Origin of the sequence: Flavobacterium ustbae, from assembly GCF_003946915.1 — a bacterium.
Taxonomy (GTDB): domain Bacteria; phylum Bacteroidota; class Bacteroidia; order Flavobacteriales; family Flavobacteriaceae; genus Flavobacterium; species Flavobacterium ustbae.
Map to the genome: position 1 here is coordinate 91560 of NZ_RPOC01000006.1, position 20050 is coordinate 111609.

Sequence of the window (20050 nt, forward strand, 5' to 3'; positions counted from 1 at the left end):
TAACAGAATATTTAATTATAGGAATTCGTTAGAAACAAACGGAATATTTTGATTCTTAACGAAATATTTAATTGTGGCATTCCGCTAGGAATCAAATATCGGTAGCCAAATGTTACATTAAATGTTTTTTTGTCCCGTAGGGACTACACCTCTGCATCTTCATTTTTAACTTCGTATCTTTGTCAAAAATTTTTTAAGAAAAAAATGCGAATTGATATTATCACTCTTTTACCTGAATTATTAAGAAGTCCGTTTGAGGCCTCAATTATGAAACGTGCCATTGATAAAGGTTTGGTCGAAGTGCATTTTCACAACCTTCGTGACTATAGCACCAACAGACAGAAAAGTGTAGACGATTATCCTTTTGGCGGGGGTGCCGGAATGGTAATGACAATTCAGCCTATAGACGATTGCATCACACATTTGAAAAGCCAACGTGAATATGACGAAATAATTTATATGTCTCCTGATGGCGAAACTTTAAATCAAAAAATGGCTAATAAAATGTCAATGTACGAAAACATTATCATTTTATGCGGACATTATAAAGGTGTTGACCAAAGGGTGAGAGATCATTTTATTACTAAAGAAATCTCGATTGGTGATTATGTTTTATCTGGAGGAGAATTGGGCGCCATCGTTTTATCTGATGCTTTAATTCGATTAATTCCTGGAGTTTTAAGTGACGAAACCTCAGCACTTACAGATAGTTTTCAGGACAATTTATTATCAGGCCCAATCTACACAAGACCTGCAGATTATAAAGGATGGAAGGTTCCAGAAGTTTTAACAAGCGGACATGCTGCTAAAATTGATAAGTGGCGAGAAGATATGGCTTTTGAACATACTAAAACTAGAAGACCAGATTTGCTGGAAGAAAAATAGTTTTCAGTGTTCGGTTTTTTAGTGTTCAGTTTAAAAATTTTTTCGTAAAGTTTAAGAACTGCAAACTAAATATTAACTGAACACTACAAAGCTGAACACTGAGTACTAACATACATTCTATCAATAATTTAAAAATAATTACAATTTATAATTCATAATTTATAATTATTTTTTACATTTGCACCCGAATTTGACCAACCTCTGGCGAGATCCGTGAATGTTGTTCTAATATAAAAACCATAATTTAAATTATCATGGCAGATTTATTAAAATTCGTTCAAGACGAATTCGTTGCTAAAAAAGATTTCCCAGATTTCGGAGCTGGAGACACAATCACTGTTTTCTACGAAATTAAAGAGGGTGAAAAAACAAGAACTCAGTTTTTTAAAGGAGTTGTTATTCAAAGAAGAGGTTCTGGTGTTACAGAAACTTTTACTATTCGTAAAATGTCTGGAGCTATTGGTGTCGAGCGTATCTTCCCAGTTAACTTACCAGCTTTACAAAAAATTGAAATCAACAAGAAAGGTGCTGTTCGTAGAGCTAGAATTTTCTACTTCAGACAACTTACTGGTAAAAAAGCTAAGATTAAAGATAAAAGAAGATAATCATTTATCTAAATGTTATAAAAAACTCGTTTCATATTGTTTGAAACGAGTTTTTTTTATGCCCTAATTTCAGCACTAAGAAAACCGTAATTTTTTAATACCAAAATCATCGATTTAGCAATTTAACGAGCTCGAAATAACAATCTGTTAATTTCGTCTTTTCTCACCAAAACTCAACCGTTTTCGTTGCGATTTTATTATATTTGCTCCGCTCATTTTGAGCCGAATATATCTTTTACATCGTTAACTCCTGACGATACGATTATAAAAAAAAAAGAAAATGACAAAATCAAAAATTTTTTACACCTTAACTGATGAGGCGCCTTTATTGGCAACTTACTCTTTGTTACCAATTGTTCAAGCTTTTACAGCAACAGCTGGAATTGAAATCGAAACCAGAGATATTTCGCTGGCTGGAAGAATTCTTTCAAACTTCCCAGATTCTTTGACAGATGCTCAAAAAACTGGAGATGCATTGGCAGAATTAGGCCAATTAGCAACACAACCAGAAGCAAACATTATCAAATTACCAAACATTTCTGCATCTGTACCGCAATTAAAAGCGGCTATTGCTGAATTACAATCGCACGGATACAACGTACCAAATTTCCCAGAAGATCCACAAAATGATGCTGAAAAGGAAATTAAAGCAAAATATGCAAAAGTTTTAGGTTCTGCTGTAAACCCAGTTTTACGTGAAGGAAACTCTGACCGTAGAGCTCCTAGAGCAGTTAAAAACTTTGCAAAAGCAAATCCACACTCTATGGGTGCTTGGTCTGCTGACTCAAAAACTAAAGTAGCTTCTATGTCTAATGGTGATTTTTACGGAAGTGAAAAATCATTGACTGTAAACGAAGCTAATGATGTAAAAATCGAATTTGTTGCTAAAGACGGATCTACAACTGTTCTTAAAGCAAGTACTCCACTTAAAGCAGGTGAAATTATTGACAGCTCTGTTTTAAGCGTAAACAAATTAAAAGCTTTTGCTGCTGATGTAATCGCTGAAGCTAAAGTTGCAGGAGTTTTACTTTCTGTACACTTGAAAGCTACAATGATGAAAGTTTCTGACCCAATTATCTTTGGCGCTATCGTTGAAGTATATTTTGCAGATGTTTTCACTAAATATGCAACTTTATTCGCAGAATTAAACGTTGATACTAGAAATGGTTTAGGCGACATCTACGCTAAAATTGCTGGAAGACCTGAACAAGCAGAAGTTGAAGCCACTATTGATCAAGCAATCGCAAACGGACCTGCTTTGGCGATGGTTAATTCTGATAAAGGAATTACAAACTTACACGTTCCTTCTGACGTTATTGTTGATGCTTCTATGCCAGCAATGATCCGTACTTCTGGACAAATGTGGAACAAAGAAGGAAAAGCTCAAGATACATTTGCTGTTATTCCAGACCGTTCTTACGCGGGAGTTTATACTGCAACTATCGATTTCTGTAAAAAACACGGTGCTTTTGATCCTAAAACAATGGGAAGCGTTCCTAACGTTGGATTAATGGCTCAAAAAGCTGAAGAATACGGATCTCACGACAAAACTTTCCAAATGAAAGGGGACGGAGTTGTTCGTGTGGTTGATGCAAACGGAACTGTTTTAATGGAACAAAACGTTGAAGCTAACGACATTTTCAGAATGTGTCAAGCAAAAGACGCTCCTATTCAAGACTGGGTTAAATTGGCCGTAAACAGAGCTCGTTTGTCTAGTACTCCTGCTGTTTTCTGGTTAGACGAAAACAGAGCACACGATAGAGAATTGATCGTAAAAGTTCAAAAATACCTTAAAGACTACGATACAACTAACTTAGATATCAGAATTTTAAACCCAATTGCTGCTACAGAATTTACTTTAGACAGAATCATTAAAGGTTTAGACACTATTTCTGTAACAGGAAACGTTTTACGTGATTACTTAACAGATTTATTCCCAATCTTAGAATTAGGAACTTCTGCTAAAATGCTTTCTATCGTTCCGTTAATGAATGGTGGTGGATTGTTCGAAACTGGTGCTGGAGGTTCTGCTCCTAAACACGTTGAGCAATTTACAGAAGAAGGATATTTACGTTGGGATTCATTAGGAGAATTTTTAGCTCTTGGCGCTTCTTTAGAGCATTTAGGACAAACTTTAGACAATTCTAAATCAATTGTTTTATCTGAAACTTTAGATCAAGCTAATGATAAATTCTTAGCAAACGATAAGTCTCCAGCTCGTAAAGTAGGACAGATTGACAACAGAGGTTCTCACTTTTACTTAGCATTCTACTGGGCTCAGGCTTTAGCAGCTCAAACAAAAGATGCTGAATTAAAAGCAATCTTTACTCCTATTGCTGCTGAATTTGAAGCTAACGAAGTTAAAATCGATGCTGAATTAATTGCGGCACAAGGTAAAGCTCAGACTATTGGAGGTTACTACCAGCCAACTCCTGAGTTAGTAAGTAAAGCAATGCGACCAAGCGAAACTTTCAACGCTATTGTGGCAAAAATCAAATAATTCAGAATACAGCTGTATTTCTAATAAACAAAAAGGACAACTCGCAAAGTTGTCCTTTTTTTATCTTAACTTATGTTTAACAAAAGTTCCGTAAGAATATGTTGTAAGAATTTGTTAACTATGTAAATCAAAATCAATATAATGATTACAAAAAATACCTGCACATTTTTTCTTTTTATTTTAACGATTTTTACCTCATTTGCACAGGAAAAATTTACTCTAAGCGGAACTATCAGCGACAGCAAAAACAACGAAACTTTAATTGGAGTAAACCTCTTTATTCCGTCCTTAAAAATAGGGACTACAACAAACGAATATGGCTTTTATTCTCTTTCTGCTCCAAAAGGAGAATATGAAATTGAAATCAGTTATGTTGGTTACCAAACTATTCTAAAAAACATTGTTTTACATCAGAATACAAAAAGCAACTTCTTCATCAAAGAAGGTGGAGAAGAACTTCAAGAAGTTATTATTACCGAGAACAAAGGCAAAGTAAATGTCAAATCTCCAGAAATGAGCGTTAACAAACTTTCCATTTCGACCATAAAAAAAATGCCTGTGGTTTTAGGAGAAGTTGATGTTCTAAAATCTATTTTACTACTTCCAGGCGTCACGAATGCAGGCGAAGGCGCTTCTGGATTTAATGTCCGTGGAGGAGGTGCAGATCAGAACTTGATTCTTTTAGATGAAGCCACGATTTTTAATTCTTCCCATGTTTTCGGCTTCTTTTCTGTTTTTAATCCCGACGCTATTAAAGATTTAAAATTGTACAAAGGCGGAATTCCAGCACGTTACGGCGGAAGAGCTTCTTCGGTTTTAGAAATTTATCAAAAAGACGGAAGCAGTAAAGATTTTCACATGAATGGCGGAATCGGATTAATTTCAAGCCGTTTGCTTGCCGAAGGTCCAATTGTAAAAGACAAAGGCTCTTTTTTAATTGGTGGAAGAACTTCTTATGCGCATCTTTTTTTAAAACTCTCTGAAGACAATAAAGACAATGCAGCTTATTTTTATGATTTAAACACCAAATTAAGTTATAAATTCAACGATAATAACAGCGTGTATTTGTCTGGTTATTTTGGACGAGACGTTTTCAGATTAAACAAAAGTTTTACCAATACATACGGAAATTCAACTTTAAACTTGAGATGGAATCATTTGTATTCTAATAAGTTATTCTCCAATCTTTCCTTAATTTACAGTGATTATTATTACGGTTTAGATCTTGATTTTGTTGGATTCAATTGGGATTCTGGAATTAAAAACTACAATATTAAATACGATTTCAAACATTATATCTCAGATAAATTAAAACTAAACTACGGCCTCAACGGAATTTATTACCAATTCAATCCAGGAACGATTAAGCCAACTGGTGATGATTCAGGAATTAATCCAGAGCAATTGGATAAAAAATATGCTTTTGAACCTTCTTTATATTTGGACGCAGAAAGTCAGCTTTCTAAAAAAATAAATATCGCCTACGGATTGCGCTACAGCTTATTTTACCGCTTAGGTTCTTCTACCATTAATTATTACGATAATAATCAAGCTGTTGTTTTTAATAATGAAATGCAGATTTACGAAAAAGGCACTCCAACTTCAACTCAGTATTTTAGCAAAAATAAAGTCATTCAGAGCTACGATAATTTTGAGCCACGCTTTTCTATTTCGTATCAATTAAATGAAGATCAAGCTCTAAAGGCGAGTTATAATAGAATGGCGCAATATCTGCAATTAATTTCTAACACCTCTTCTCCTACTCCACTAGATGTCTGGATGCCGAGTGACAATTATATTAAACCACAGCTTGCAGATCAGGTGGCGCTAGGCTATTTTAGAAATATTTATAATGATGCCTATTCTTTGGAAGCTGAAACTTATTACAAAAAAATACAGAACAGATTAGATTATATAGACGGAGCCGATTTAATTGCTAACAACGCCATAGAACAGGTCATTTTAAACGGCCAAATGAGATCGTACGGCTTAGAATTGATGATAAAGAAAAACAAAGGCAAATTTAACGGCTGGATTTCGTACACTATTTCAAGATCTGAACAGCAAACACCTGGAAGAACGCCTGAAGAAATCGGAATTAATAACGGTAATTGGTACGCGTCTGCTTACGACAAAACACATAATTTAGCTATTACGTCTGCTTATAATTTAAATGAAAAATGGTCTTTTGGGGCTAACTTTGCATTGCAGTCAGGGCAGCCCGTAACTTATCCGAATGGACAGTATGTATATTTAGGAATCGTAGTTCCAAGTTATGGTTTGAGAAATGAAAATCGACTTCCTTCTTACCATCATTTGGATATTTCTGCCACTTTAACGCCACGAAAAAATAAAGACAGAAACTGGAAAGGCGAATGGGTTTTTAGTATTTACAATCTTTATAATCGCATGAACGCGGCATCCATTAACTTTCGCCAAAATGTTGATACTGGCGCAAACGAAGCGGTGCAATTATCTATTTTCGGAATTGTTCCTGCTGTAAGTTATAATTTCAAATTCTAATAAAAATAAATTCAAAAACTAAAGATATGCTTATGAGAAAATTAGTTTTTTTAATCGTTATTTTTACATCGCTATTTTTCACAGGTTGTGAAGAAGTGGTTGATGTTGATTTAGATACTGCTCCGCCAAAACTGGTAATTGAAGCGGCCATAAATTGGGAAAAAGGTACTTCTGGAAAGCAGCAGGCAATTAAACTATCTACTACGACAGGTTATTTTGAAAGCCAAGTTCCAGTAGTTTCAAATGCGATAGTTTTTATAAATAACAGTAAAAATCAAAAATTTAATTTTATAGAATTCAATAAAACTGGTCGTTACATCTGCAATAATTTTAATCCCGAACTTAATGAAGAATATACTTTAACCGTTATCAGCAAAGGAAATACGTATACGGCATCTGAAATTTTAAAATCGGTTGCGCCAATTACGCGGATCGAGCAAAAAAATGATGGAGGGTTTACGGGAGAAGACATCGAAGTAAAAGCCTATTTTACAGATCCTGCAGACGAAGATAATTTCTATTTATTTAAATATATCTACTCTAATCAAGTAACTTCAAATTATTATGTTTCTGAAGATAAATTCTATCAAGGAAATGAAATTTTTAGCAGTGCTGTAGATGAAGATTTAAAAGCTGGAGACGAAGTTGAAGTAACGCATTTCGGAATTTCTAAACAATATTATAATTACATGAATATCTTGGTAAGTATAGCCGGAAGCAATGTCGGTGGCCCTTTTCAGTCCCCACCAGCAACTGTAAAAGGAAATATTATCAATACAACAGACAAAAATGATTATCCGTTGGGTTATTTCTCCCTAAGCGAAACGAGTACAAAAAAGTACAAAATTAAGTAATTATGCAACCTATCATTAAAATATTGACCGAAAAAAAACTCCTTGGACATTCAATAGAAATGTCTTTCATTGAGAATAAAACTTTTCAATTATGGAGCGGGTTTATGCCAAATAGAAAAGAAATAAAAAATGTAATTAATACTAATTTATATTCTTTAGAAGTATATACAGAAAATCACTTTGATAATTTTGATCCAAATGATTGTTTTGAAAAATGGGCTGCCGTAGAAGTTTCAAATTATGATAGTATTCCAGAAGGAATGAAAACCTTAATTGTTCCTGATGGTTTATATGCTGTTTTTCTTCATTTAGGTCCAGCCGCAGATGCACACAAAACATACCATTCCATTTTTGCAGAATGGCTTCCAAATTCTGAATATATTGTAGACAACAGACCGCATTTTGCTGTTATGAATGAAAAATATAAAAAAGACGATCCAAATTCTGAAGAAGAGATTTGGATTCCGATAAAAAGCAGAAATCAATTATGATTGTACAAACCTTAAAATCTATTCTAAATAGAGATTTAAACAAACTAAAATTTGAAATCGAATCTTACGAATTCGAAAAACAAATTTGGGCAGTCGATAAAAATATTTCCAATTCGGCTGGAAATCTATGCCTGCATTTAATTGGAAATTTGAATACGTACATTGGCGCAGAAATTGGAAAAACAGGCTACATCAGAAATCGCCCTTTAGAATTTTCTTTAAAAGACATCCCAAAATGGGAATTGGTATCTAAAATAGAAGATACAATTGAAGTTATTAATAATAGTTTAGATACATTAACCGAAGCCGATTTAGAACAAATTTACCCGCAGATTGTTTTTGAAAAAGAAATGACAACAGGTTTCTTTTTAATTCATCTTTCGACTCATTTAGCCTATCATTTAGGCCAAATCAACTATCACAGGAGACTGCTAGATTTCTGATTTTAGGCTCTAAGCACTAAGTACTAATTATTAAGCACTTAGCACTTAATATTTAGCAGTTGACAAAAAAATCTAAAATCGAAAATCAGAAATCTAAAATGGTAATCTTACCTTTGCACTTCATTCAAAAAAACATACATGTCATCACATCATATAGTCCGAGACGATCAAGAACCTGCTTTAATAATTGCAAATGGCGCTGCCTGCGATCCTGAATTATTAGGACAATTGCTAGAATGGTCACCGCTGGTTGTGGTTTTAGATTCGGCTATAGAAAGAGTGATCGAATTAGGAATAAAAGTCGATGTTTTGTTGGGAGATTTTGACCGCGGTTTCGATCCAGAAATTTACAAATCACAATTTCCAATCGAAATCATTCATACTCCCGATCAAGACAAAACCGACCTAGAAAAAGCTTTTGATTATTTGATCCAAAGAAAAATTCCTGCCGTAAATGTCGTTTGGGCAACCGGAAAACGCGCCGATCATACGATTACCAATCTTACCAATATTGTAAGATATCGCAATCTGCTTAAAATCGTGATTTTAGACGATCATTCTAAAATATTCCTTCTTCCAACAAAATTTGAAAAATGGTATACGGCTAATACTCCAATTTCATTAATTCCAATCGGAGTTGTAAACGGTATTTCTTCCACCAACTTAAAATACCAATTAAAAGACGATACTTTAACAATGGGCTACAGAACCGGAAGCAGCAATTCTGTCGAAAAAGATGGCATTGTTTCTATTACCCATTCAGACGGAGATTTACTTTTAATGGAGTGTTTTGATTAAAAAAGAGCCATTGCTCGAATAATTTTGTAGCCTCGGATTTTAATCCGAGGCAATAATGATATATATCCACGATTTTGAGAACCATAGGTTCGGCACATAGCTTCAAAAAATGAATTGTTCCCATTGAACTCATTTAAACATCATCAATCAATTTCAACTGGATTAAAATCCGTTGCTACAAAATAGATCATTCCTACGGAATTCTAATTCAAAGATGGAATAACTATCTTTGCCATCGAAATCAATGAAAATGAAAGCAAACGACAATTTAGAAAAAAGCAATTTACATCCAAGAAATCTTCATCGTTCTCGTTACGATTTTGGACTTCTTATTTCAAATTGTCCTGAGTTAAAACAATACGTTTCAATCAATAAATACGAGATCGAAACAATTGATTTCAGCGATCCAAGAGCTGTAAAAGTCCTTAATAAAGCGCTTTTAAAAACCTATTATAATCTTGATTTCTGGAATATTCCGCCTCAATATCTTTGTCCGCCAATTCCTGGCCGCGCAGATTATATCCATTACATAGCCGATTTATTGGCAGAAGGCAATAACGGAAAAATTCCAACAGAAACAACTGTTTTAGGGCTTGATATCGGAACAGGCGCAAATTGCATCTATCCGATATTAGGAAATGCCATTTACAATTGGAGTTTTGTTGCAACTGATATTGACAAAAAAGCAATCGAAAACTGCAGTAAAATTATCGAAGCCAATCCGAAATTAATAGATTCTATTAGTTTACAGCTTCAGACAGAATCTAGATTTATTTTTAAAAATATCATTGTTCCTGAAGATCGTTTTACTTTTACTATGTGTAATCCGCCCTTTCATTCATCGGCAGAAGAAGCAAATAAAGGATCGTTAAGAAAAGTAAAAAATCTTAATCCGAGAGACAAAAAAGTCAATTCGCCCGTTTTAAATTTTGGAGGGCAAAGCAATGAATTATGGTGCCAAGGCGGAGAAATTGCTTTTATTACCCAAATGATTTTCGAAAGTGTACACTATCAATCGCAATGTCTTTGGTTTACAACTTTGGTTTCAAAAAAAGAAAATCTTCCTGCTATTTATAAAACCTTGAAGAAAGTAAATGCTGCTTCTGTCAAAACTATTGAGATGGCACAAGGGCAAAAAAATAGTCGCATTGTCGCTTGGAGTTTCTTGAACGATTCTCAACGAAATTCTTGGAAATTAACCACTAAAAAATCTTCTTTAGAAGAATATAATAGTGATTTAGCAAAAGCTGAAGAAGACATTCAAAATGGAAATTTTCTTACTCACAATCAAATGAAAAAAGAAATTGAAAATTGGAAAAAGAAATAAATTAAAAAACTCTTCCATTAATTTTAAAAACTTGATTTTCAAATCCAAAACCTTGATTTTATAATTTCCTTTTGTTACATTTAATGTAAATGTTTTAAAATTAATATTATGGCAGAATATATTGGCTATCTCGCATCTGTTTTTATTGTTGGCGGTTTCTTGCTCAAAAACCTTAGAACAATTCGGTTCATTAATATGTTTGGCTGTATCTGTTTTGTCATTTACGGAATTTTTCTAAATGATTACAGAGATTTCAATCAATGGCTTTGGCCAGTTATTATTCCGAATGCTATTTTAGCGTTTGTGCAGATTTATTATCTGTCTTCAAAAAAAGAATAAACCTTAAAATTTTGATAGTTTAAACTAAAATTATATGACACCTTCAAACTGCATCTGAAGTAATTTTAGTGTAAATATAATTCACTATCATGCTTAAATCTGCTCTAAAAATTGCGGTTTTATTTTTATTTGTCGGTTGTTCTTCAACACAAAAATTTAGCGATTACAGCTTTAAAACCAAAAAAGACAAAGAATCTTATACAAAAGCTTACGACAAAGCGCTTAAACTTTGGGATGTTCCTTACACCGAAGAAGATGTAAAAACCACTTTAGGAACTGCTCATGTTATTATTGCAGGTCCTAAAAATGGAAAAAAACTGGTTTTACTTCACGGAATGGATGCCAGCTCGACAATGTGGTATCCGAACATTAAAGCATTAGCCAAAAGCCATCGTGTGTATGCTATCGATTTTTTAATGGAACCCAATAAATCCGTTTATACAAGAAACTCTATTTTTACCGGAATCTCTCCTTCTGCTAACGAAATTGTTAAATGGTACAACGAGATTTTCGACCATTATCAATTGAAGAAATTTGATGTTGTTGCCGCTTCCCGCGGAGGCTGGATTGCCACTTTATTAGCCACGCAAAAAGAAAATTCCATCAACAGAATTGTGTTATTAAGTCCTGCGCAGACTTTTAAATTTATTGATAAAATGGGAAAAACAACTTCAGCTTTAATGCTGAAACTTTTTCCGAGTGAAAAGAAATTTGGAAAAACTTTAACCACATTTTCGACACATCCAGAAAAAATAAGTCCGATTTACAAGAGGCAATTTTATCTTGCGAATAAATACGCAAAGTCAAATTCGAGTATGCTCAAAATGATGCCTTTTTCTCAAAAAGAATTAGAATCCATCCATAATCAGGTTTTGATTTTAATTGGCGATCATGACGTAATAAATGGCGAAGAAAGCATCGAAAGAGCAAAGAAATATTTAGTCAATAGCGAAACTAGAGTCATAAAAGATGCTGGACATTTTCTTTCTATAGATCAATCCAAAATCGTTAATGAAGCGATGATTGACTTTTTGAAATAATGTTTTTTAGCCACGAATTTCTCGAATTACTGGAATTTTATTTGCCACAGATTAAAAGATTATAAAGATTTTTCCAAATTGAATTAAAAAAAATCCTTTTAATCTGTGAATCCCGATAGCTATCGGGAGTGGCTAAACATTATTCAGCATTAAAAAAAATTAGTGCAATTCGTGTAATTCGTGGCAAACCAAATCAAAAACAAAACCAATTAATCTTCGTATATTTACAATCCAAATTTTCAGCCCACACAAATGAAATTTCAAGTTTCTTCAGAATACAGTCCAAAAGGAGATCAGCCGCAAGCCATACAAAAACTGGCGCAAGGAGTGATCGACGGAGATAAATATCAAACTTTATTAGGAGTTACAGGTTCCGGAAAAACGTTTACCGTTGCCAATGTAATTCAGGAAGTGCAGAGACCGACTTTGGTTTTGGCTCACAACAAAACTTTGGCTGCACAATTGTATTCAGAATTCAAACAATTTTTTCCAGATAATGCTGTTGAATACTTCGTTTCTTACTACGACTACTATCAGCCAGAAGCTTTTATGCCTGTAACGGGAGTTTTTATTGAGAAAGATTTATCTATCAATGAAGAATTAGAGAAAATGCGTTTAAGCACCACTTCTTCTCTGCTTTCAGGGCGACGTGATGTTTTGGTTGTGGCATCTGTTTCTTGTTTATACGGTATCGGAAACCCAGTAGAATTTCAGAAAAACGTAATCGAAATCAAGAGAGATCAGGTGATTTCGAGAACCAAATTATTGCATAGTTTGGTTCAGAGTCTATACGCCAGAACAGAAGCCGATTTTAATCCTGGAACTTTCAGAATTAAAGGAGATACAGTCGAAGTCTATCCGAGTTATGCTGATGATGCTTACAGAATTCACTTTTTTGGAGATGAAATCGAAGAAATCGAAGCATTTGATGCCAAAACTTCTCAAGTAATAGAAAAATTCCAGCGCTTGACAATTTATCCCGCCAATATGTTTGTGACTTCGCCAGAAGTTTTACAAGGTGCTATTTGGGAGATTCAGCAGGATTTAGTAAAACAAGTAGATTATTTTAAAGAAATTGGAAAACATCTCGAAGCGAAACGTTTGGAAGAAAGAACCAATTTCGACTTAGAGATGATTCGCGAATTAGGATATTGTTCAGGAATCGAAAACTATTCCAGATATCTTGACGGCCGTCAACCAGGAACGAGACCTTTCTGTTTATTAGATTATTTTCCAAGTGATTTTTTAATGGTTGTGGATGAAAGCCACGTGACCGTTTCGCAGGTTCACGCCATGTACGGAGGTGACCGAAGCAGAAAAGAAAACTTGGTAGAATACGGTTTCCGTTTGCCTGCCGCTATGGACAACCGACCGTTGAAATTTGAGGAATTCGAAGCGTTGCAAAATCAGGTGATTTATGTTTCTGCAACTCCTGCAGATTATGAATTGCAAAAATCGGATGGTATTTATGTCGAACAGATCATTCGTCCGACTGGATTATTAGATCCTATAATCGAAGTCCGTCCGAGTTTGAACCAGATTGATGATTTGATTGAAGAAATTCAAGTTAGATGCGAGTTAGACGAAAGAGTTTTAGTTACGACTTTAACCAAAAGAATGGCAGAAGAATTGGCTAAATATCTAACAAAAGTAAACATTCGATGCCGTTATATCCACTCTGAAGTTGACACTTTAGAACGTATCGAAATCATGCAGGATTTAAGAAAAGGACTTTTTGATGTTTTGATTGGAGTAAACTTACTTCGTGAAGGTTTAGATTTACCCGAAGTTTCTCTTGTGGCTATTTTGGATGCTGACAAAGAAGGTTTTTTGCGTAACCGTAAATCGCTTACGCAAACCATTGGGCGTGCAGCCCGAAACGTAAACGGTAAAGCGATTATGTATGCAGATAAAATTACAGAAAGCATGCAGAAAACAATCGATGAAACCAATTACAGAAGAACCAAACAGATGAATTATAATGTGGAAAACAATATTGTTCCGCAGCCTTTAAACAAGAAAATCGAAAGCGCTTTCACTAAAAATCCATTAGTTGAATATGAATTAGGACATCCAATTCCTGTGGCAGCTGAACCAGAAACGGCTTATATGTCTAAAACAGAATTGGAGAAAATGATTCGCGAAAAGCGCAAAACCATGGAAAAAGCAGCAAAAGAATTGGATTTCTTGCAAGCGGCTAAACTTCGTGATGAAATTAAAAAACTACAGGAACAGCTCGCTTAATTATGCTGTTCCTGAAAAATCTCCAGCAATGTAATTGGATTAATCATTGTATTTGGAGTTTTTTTCATCATTCCCAGAACTCTTTTTACCGCCGAAAGGTTTAATCCCATTTCTAAAGCAATCTGCTGAATGGCATTATATTCTCTTTCGTGCAAAATACCGTCAATATGCATCAATAAAGCCAGTCTGTAAAACTGATTGATACGCTGCATTTCTGATTTTATTGGAATTGCCTTTGTTTCCTGATGAAATAAATCTTGAAATTCTTCTTCACTGATACTTAATTCTAAAGCTACAAGTCTTAAAAAATCAAGCTCCCGTTTGTGCAAATGACCGTCAACCGTTGCGAACATAATCATTTCTAAAAGTAAGCTTCTTTTTTCTGCTTCTGTATTCATCAATTTATTATTTTTAGCTAAAATATTGCTTTTTAATAAAAATACAAAACAAGGATAATGAAGAGGATTTTATTAGCAGTTTTACTTCTGTTTACTATTATTGGAAAAGCACAAAGCACGGCTTCAAAAAACGTTTCTACTTTTACAATTGAGGCGCCTCAGCTCTATACTTCAAAAAAAATCTGGATTTATCTTCCTGAAAATTATTCCAAAAACATCAAAAAAAGATATTCTGTTATCTACATGCAAGATGCTCAGAATCTGTTTGATGCCAAAACTTCTTTTGTCGGCGAATGGAATATTGATGAAAAATTAGACAGTTTAAAAGCTCCGATAATTGTTGTCGGGATTGAGCATGGAAACGAAAAACGCATTTATGAACTTACTCCTTTTAAAAACGAAAAATATGGTGGCGGAAATGCAGATAATTACTTAGAATTTATCGTCAAAACATTAAAACCCCATATCGATAAAAATTACAGAACCAAAACAAAGGCTAAAAACACAATTCTTTTTGGAAGTTCGCTTGGCGGGTTGGTTTCGTATTACGGCGCTTTAAAATATCCCGATGTTTTTGGTAAAGCAGGTGTTTTTTCTCCCTCTTTTTGGTTTTCAAATGAGATTTACGCTTTCGCGGAAAAACAATCCAAAATCAAAACAAAAATCTATTTTTTATGCGGAGATAAAGAAAGTGATGATATGGTAAACGATTTAACCAAAATGAAACGTTTATTAGATACCAAACGCTGCTATTGTCTTCATTTGGATAAAACTAAAATTGTAAAAGGCGGAGAACATAATGAAAAACTGTGGCGTGATCACTTTGTTGAAGCACTACTTTGGTTAGGCTACTAATTAAAAAATAAAAAATACTAGAATTACAATGAAACTAATTTTAAGAGAATACAATTTAAAGCTAAAACATACTTTCACGATTTCAAGAGAATCGATTGATTTCCAACCTTCTTTAATTGTAGAATTGCAAAGCGATGGATTTTCTGGTTTTGGAGAAGCTACTTCTAACCCATATTATCATATTACAGTTCCGATGATGATTCAGGATTTAGAAAAAATCAGAAGCATTATTGAAAATACCGAAAACGAAACTCCAGAAGTTTTTTGGGCAAAAATGCATCCGTATTTAAAAGACGATATGTTTGCATTGTGCGCTTTAGATTTGGCTTATAATGATTTATACGCTCGCAAAAAAGGCAAAAAATTATACGAATTATGGAATTACAAAACCGATCATAATCCGTTGACAGATTATACGATAGGAATTGATTCTATCGAAAAAATGGTTTTTAAAATGAAAGAACTACCTTGGCCGATTTACAAAATTAAACTCGGAACAAAGGAAGATATCGAAATTGTAAAAGAACTTAGAAAACATACCAATGCTATTTTTAGAATTGACGCCAACTGCGGGTGGACGGTTGATGAAACGATAAATAATGCTGTTGAATTAAAAAAACTGGGCGTTGAATTTCTAGAACAGCCCATGAAAGCCGATAATTGGGAAGGCCACAAAGAAGTATTCAAACATTCTGTACTTCCTGTTATTGCAGACGAAAGCTGTATTATTGAAGAAGACGTCGCAAAATGCTTTAATCATTTTCATGGTGTAAATGTAAAACTCGTAAAATGTGGCGGACTTACTCCTGGAAAACGCATGATTGAAGAAGCTAAAAAATTAGGCTTAAAAACCATGGTGGGTTGTATGACCGAATCTACTGTTGGAATTTCTGCTATTGCGCATCTAATTCCGCAATTGGATTATGTGGATATGGATGGTGCATTGCTTTTGGCTGAAGATATTGCAACGGGAGTTATGATAAAAGATGGTGTTGTAAGTTATTCAGATTTAAACGGAACTGGAGTTACATTGTTGTAATTTTTTATTTAAACACATAGAAACATAGTCTTACTTTATCTAAAAAAGGCGTTTCACTTTCATCAAAACATCCCGAAGCGTCGGGACTATTTCTGAGAAACTAGTTTCTTTTGCACTTCTTTTTTTAATCATTAAACTATGTTTCTATGTGTTGATTTTTAAATTCAAAGCCGAATGATAGTCGAAAAATTTCCAGATCGAATTGTTGAAATTGCCCAAAAACAGTTTTTGTACTTTGGTGGAACAGCCTATTTAGGACTTCCTACAAATGCAGTTTTTCAAAATTTAGTAGTTCAGAATATTCTAAAATGGGGAACAACTTACGGAAGTTCTAGAAGTGCTAATATCAAATTAAGCGCTTATAGTACGGGCGAAAAATTCTTGGCTGAACATATTGGTTCAGAAGATGCTGTTACGGTTTCTTCTGGAATGCTGGCTGGAAAATTGGTTTTAGAAAAATTAAAAAACCAAACTGATTGTTTCTTTCATTTAAATGAAATTCATTCGGCTATTCAGATTGAAAATAGTCTTCCTGTTTTTGTAAATGGAAAACTAAATGATCGTTTATTAGATTCAAAACCTGAAAAAATAACGATTTTGACTGATGGCGTTCCTTCGTTTGAAACTAAACCTGTTGATTTGACTTTCTTAAAGGAAATTTCAAATCAAAAGGAAATTACGCTGGTTATGGACGAATCGCATTCGTTAGGAATTATTGGAAAAAATGGCTCAGGAATTTACACTTCAATTGACTTTCCTATTAAACGAAAAATATTCGTTTCTTCTCTAGGAAAAGCTTTTGGACTAACGGGTGGCGTAATTGGTTCAGATGCTGAATTTATTACTGAAATAAAAGAAATCGAAACTTTTACAAGCGCTGCAGGAATGAACCCTGCTTTTGTACAAACGCTTTCTGATGCTATAGAAATTTATAAAAAACAGCATCAAAAACTGCTTGATAATTTAAGTTATATCGATTCAATTTTAGTCAAAAATGATAATGTTAAGTTTGATAAAAGCTATCCGCTAATTTATTTATTGTCGAAAGAATTGGTTCATAAATTAAAAGAAGAAAACATTATTATTGCCAGTTTTAGATATACCAAAGAAGCCGAATCGTTAAACCGTATTGTAATAACAGCGAATCACTTAAAAGAAGATTTAGATAAACTGGTTGGAGTTTTAAATGATTATCATGCTTAGAAATAGCCACAAATTCACGAATTTTAAGTTAAACCCTCCTACAATCAAGCTCAAAGCTATTTATTTCAATTGTAATTCGTGAATTCGTGGCAAAAAAATAATAGCCTGAATTACTATTAAAACGTACCTTTGTAAAAAAATAAAGTCTTTTTCTTCAAACAATTTAAGTTGGGGGAACTTGAAAATTGAAACAATAAAAAATTGAAACAAATAATATGACAAATAACGATATACTTAAAAAACTTCGCGTGGCTTTGATGCTCCGTGATGACCAAATAGTTGAAATTTTAGAATTAGTAGATTTTAGAATTTCTAAATCAGAATTGGGTGCTTTTTTTAGAGCCGAAGACCATCCGAATTATATGGAATGCGGTGATCAGGTTTTGCGTAATTTCTTAAACGGATTGGTAATTCATTTGAGAGGAACGAAAGAAAATCCGAAAAACCCAAATGATGTTTTAGCTAAACATAAAGCTGAAATCCCGAAGAAAGAAAATTCTACAGAAAGAAAAGAGTTTAAACCTACTCCAAAAGATTCTGAAAAATATAGAGGCGATCAAAGTCCATCAAAATCAGGTTCAGCAACTGGAAAACCTAAAAAGAAATCATTCCCAAAAGGAAATGGAAAACCATCTGTTGTAGAAAAAGTGGTTTTTAAAAACGGCAATAAGAAAAAATCTTAATTTGGAGATTTAACCGCAATCGCGCTAAGATATTTTTTAGCCACAGATTAAAAAGATTAACACAGATTTTTAAATCCTTCTAATCTTTTTAATCTGTGGCTATATTTTTTACACAGAATTTATTGTAGAGATGCACCGCAGTGCATCTTACGTAACGTAACCACATCGCTAAACTTTGTGTTAGACGCACTGCGGAGCGTCTGTACGTATCCTTTTGAACATAAAAAAACCATTCCTTTCGGAATGGTTTTCTATATAATTGAATTTCTTATTTAATTAAGAAAGTGCAGCTTTAACTTGATCAGCAGCTTCTTGGAATTGAACAGCTGATAAAATTGGCATACCAGAATTATCGATTAATTCTTTTGCAATTTCAGCGTTTGTTCCTTGAAGACGTACAATGATTGGCACATTGATAGCGTCACCCATGTTTTTGTAAGCGTCAACAACACCTTGAGCAACACGGTCACAACGAACAATTCCTCCAAAGATGTTAATTAAGATAGCTTTTACGTTTGGATCTTTCAAGATAATTCTGAAAGCTGTTTCAACACGTTTAGCATCTGCAGTTCCACCAACGTCAAGGAAGTTAGCAGGCTCAAAACCAGCGTATTTAATTAAGTCCATAGTTGCCATAGCAAGACCAGCTCCGTTTACCATACATCCTACAGTACCATCAAGATCAACATAGTTAAGACCAACTTCTTTAGCTTCAACTTCGATTGGATTCTCCTCACGGATATCTCTCATTTCAGCATATTTTGGTTGTCTGTATAAAGCGTTATCGTCGATATTTACTTTAGCATCAACTGCTAAGATTTTGTTGTCAGAAGTTTTAAGAACTGGGTTGATTTCGAACATAGAAGCATCAGAACCAATGTAAGCATTGTATAATGCGTCGATGAATTTCACCATTTCTTTGAAAGCGTTTCCAGAAAGACCTAAGTTGAAGGCAACTCTTCTAGCTTGGAAACCTTGTAATCCTACAGAAGGGTCAATTTCTTCAGTAAAGATTAAGTGTGGAGTGTGTTCAGCAACTTCTTCGATATCCATTCCACCTTCAGTAGAATACATAATCATGTTGCGTCCTGTACCTCTATTCAATAAAACAGAAACATAAAATTCAGAAGTTTCGCTTTCTCCAGGATAGTAAACATCTTCAGCAACTAAAATTTTGTTTACTTTTTTACCTTCTGGCGGAGTTTGAGGCGTAATCAACTGCATTCCGATGATTTGTTCTGCTAACTCTTCTACTTGTTGTAAATTTTTAGCCAGCTTAACTCCACCACCTTTTCCACGACCACCTGCGTGAATTTGTGCTTTAATTACATGCCATCCTGTTCCAGTTTCGGCAGTTAATTGTTTTGCAGCAGCCACAGCTTCAACTGCATTATTAGCCACGATTCCGCGTTGCACGCGTACTCCGTAACTCGCTAAAATTTCTTTTCCTTGATATTCGTGTATGTTCATAATATAGAATTTGTCTGGTCCTGAATTTATTTCAGAATAAAAGTGCGACAAAAGTAACAAAATACAACTTAAAAGTAAAATCTTTTTTGAATTAATAACTGCATCTTAAATGATTGTTGACCTATTTAAATCGAAAGAAAAAAAATCATTAAACAATTGTATCCAAAAAGTTAACACAAAAACGCTAAAACGTTTGAGATTTAACAATAACTTCACTGATATCAATACCTACGCGACGATTTTTCTTAATATATTTTAATCGCAATTATGATTTTCATAATTCGCAATGCTTTATCTGATAATTTTATCATTTAAGAACCCTTTTTCTAATATTCCTATAAAAATGAAAGCGA

18 protein-coding genes are annotated in these 20050 nt (G+C 33.9%); 16 read left to right on the forward strand and 2 right to left on the reverse strand.

The features are described 5' to 3' along the window. The first annotated feature begins 204 nt into the window (after positions 1–204). From trmD to uvrB, 12 genes are all read left to right on the forward strand, one after another. Complete coding sequence (gene trmD / locus EG814_RS10235) at positions 205–885, forward strand: tRNA (guanosine(37)-N1)-methyltransferase TrmD (protein WP_125721537.1); 681 nt, start codon at positions 205–207, stop codon at positions 883–885. 254 nt (positions 886–1139) lie between these two features. Next, on the forward strand, positions 1140–1490 hold the full coding sequence (gene rplS, locus EG814_RS10240) for a 50S ribosomal protein L19 (protein ID WP_125721539.1): 351 nt from the start codon (positions 1140–1142) through the stop codon (positions 1488–1490). Positions 1491–1770: 280 nt separating this feature from the next. After that, positions 1771–3990: an NADP-dependent isocitrate dehydrogenase gene (locus EG814_RS10245; RefSeq protein ID WP_125721540.1), complete on the forward strand. Its 2220-nt coding sequence runs from the start codon at positions 1771–1773 to the stop codon at positions 3988–3990. Positions 3991–4131: 141 nt separating this feature from the next. Then, on the forward strand, positions 4132–6513 hold the full coding sequence (locus EG814_RS10250; RefSeq protein WP_125721542.1) for a TonB-dependent receptor: 2382 nt from the start codon (positions 4132–4134) through the stop codon (positions 6511–6513). Positions 6514–6545: 32 nt separating this feature from the next. Next, complete coding sequence (locus tag EG814_RS10255; RefSeq protein WP_125721544.1) at positions 6546–7367, forward strand: DUF4249 domain-containing protein; 822 nt, start codon at positions 6546–6548, stop codon at positions 7365–7367. Between the two features lie 2 nt (positions 7368–7369). Beyond that, positions 7370–7858: a GyrI-like domain-containing protein gene (locus tag EG814_RS10260; RefSeq protein ID WP_125721546.1), complete on the forward strand. Its 489-nt coding sequence runs from the start codon at positions 7370–7372 to the stop codon at positions 7856–7858. Further along, the gene (locus tag EG814_RS10265; protein ID WP_125721548.1) at positions 7855–8301 is read left to right on the forward strand and encodes a DinB family protein; all 447 of its coding nucleotides are present in this window, start codon (positions 7855–7857) and stop codon (positions 8299–8301) included. Before EG814_RS10260 ends, EG814_RS10265 begins: the two co-directional genes overlap by 4 nt. 138 nt (positions 8302–8439) lie before the next feature. Further along, positions 8440–9099, forward strand: coding sequence for a thiamine diphosphokinase (locus EG814_RS10270; protein WP_125721550.1), 660 nt, complete (start codon positions 8440–8442; stop codon positions 9097–9099). A 250-nt stretch (positions 9100–9349) separates the two neighbouring features. Beyond that, on the forward strand, positions 9350–10426 hold the full coding sequence (rlmF, locus tag EG814_RS10275) for a 23S rRNA (adenine(1618)-N(6))-methyltransferase RlmF (protein WP_125721552.1): 1077 nt from the start codon (positions 9350–9352) through the stop codon (positions 10424–10426). A 108-nt stretch (positions 10427–10534) separates the two neighbouring features. Next, positions 10535–10765: a uroporphyrinogen decarboxylase gene (locus EG814_RS10280; RefSeq protein WP_125721554.1), complete on the forward strand. Its 231-nt coding sequence runs from the start codon at positions 10535–10537 to the stop codon at positions 10763–10765. Positions 10766–10854: 89 nt separating this feature from the next. Continuing rightward, positions 10855–11805, forward strand: coding sequence for an alpha/beta fold hydrolase (locus tag EG814_RS10285; protein WP_125721556.1), 951 nt, complete (start codon positions 10855–10857; stop codon positions 11803–11805). 252 nt (positions 11806–12057) lie between these two features. Beyond that, positions 12058–14049 (forward strand): excinuclease ABC subunit UvrB, encoded by a 1992-nt coding sequence (gene uvrB, locus EG814_RS10290; RefSeq protein ID WP_125721558.1) that lies wholly within the window; start codon positions 12058–12060, stop codon positions 14047–14049. Here uvrB and EG814_RS10295 read toward each other — a convergent pair. Next, positions 14046–14447 (reverse strand): TerB family tellurite resistance protein, encoded by a 402-nt coding sequence (locus tag EG814_RS10295; RefSeq protein ID WP_125721560.1) that lies wholly within the window; start codon positions 14445–14447, stop codon positions 14046–14048. The two genes, uvrB and EG814_RS10295, sit on opposite strands and share 4 nt — an antisense overlap. 57 nt (positions 14448–14504) lie before the next feature. Between EG814_RS10295 and EG814_RS10300 the strand changes: the two genes are divergently transcribed. The 4 genes from EG814_RS10300 (at position 14505) to EG814_RS10315 (ending at position 18227) form a co-directional block, all read left to right on the forward strand. Continuing rightward, positions 14505–15302: an alpha/beta hydrolase gene (locus tag EG814_RS10300; RefSeq protein ID WP_125721562.1), complete on the forward strand. Its 798-nt coding sequence runs from the start codon at positions 14505–14507 to the stop codon at positions 15300–15302. Positions 15303–15330: 28 nt separating this feature from the next. Continuing rightward, positions 15331–16341 carry a dipeptide epimerase gene (locus EG814_RS10305; RefSeq protein WP_125721564.1) on the forward strand — a complete coding sequence of 337 codons (1011 nt, stop codon included), beginning with the start codon at positions 15331–15333 and terminating at the stop codon, positions 16339–16341. Between the two features lie 174 nt (positions 16342–16515). Further along, positions 16516–17544, forward strand: coding sequence for an aminotransferase class I/II-fold pyridoxal phosphate-dependent enzyme (locus tag EG814_RS10310; protein WP_125721566.1), 1029 nt, complete (start codon positions 16516–16518; stop codon positions 17542–17544). Between the two features lie 215 nt (positions 17545–17759). Further along, positions 17760–18227 (forward strand): DUF1456 family protein, encoded by a 468-nt coding sequence (locus tag EG814_RS10315; protein WP_125721568.1) that lies wholly within the window; start codon positions 17760–17762, stop codon positions 18225–18227. Positions 18228–18503: 276 nt separating this feature from the next. Here the strand turns inward: EG814_RS10315 and sucC are convergent, their stop codons facing one another. Next, the gene (sucC, locus tag EG814_RS10320; RefSeq protein WP_071636805.1) at positions 18504–19697 is read right to left on the reverse strand and encodes an ADP-forming succinate--CoA ligase subunit beta; all 1194 of its coding nucleotides are present in this window, start codon (positions 19695–19697) and stop codon (positions 18504–18506) included. Positions 19698–20050 lie beyond the last annotated feature (353 nt).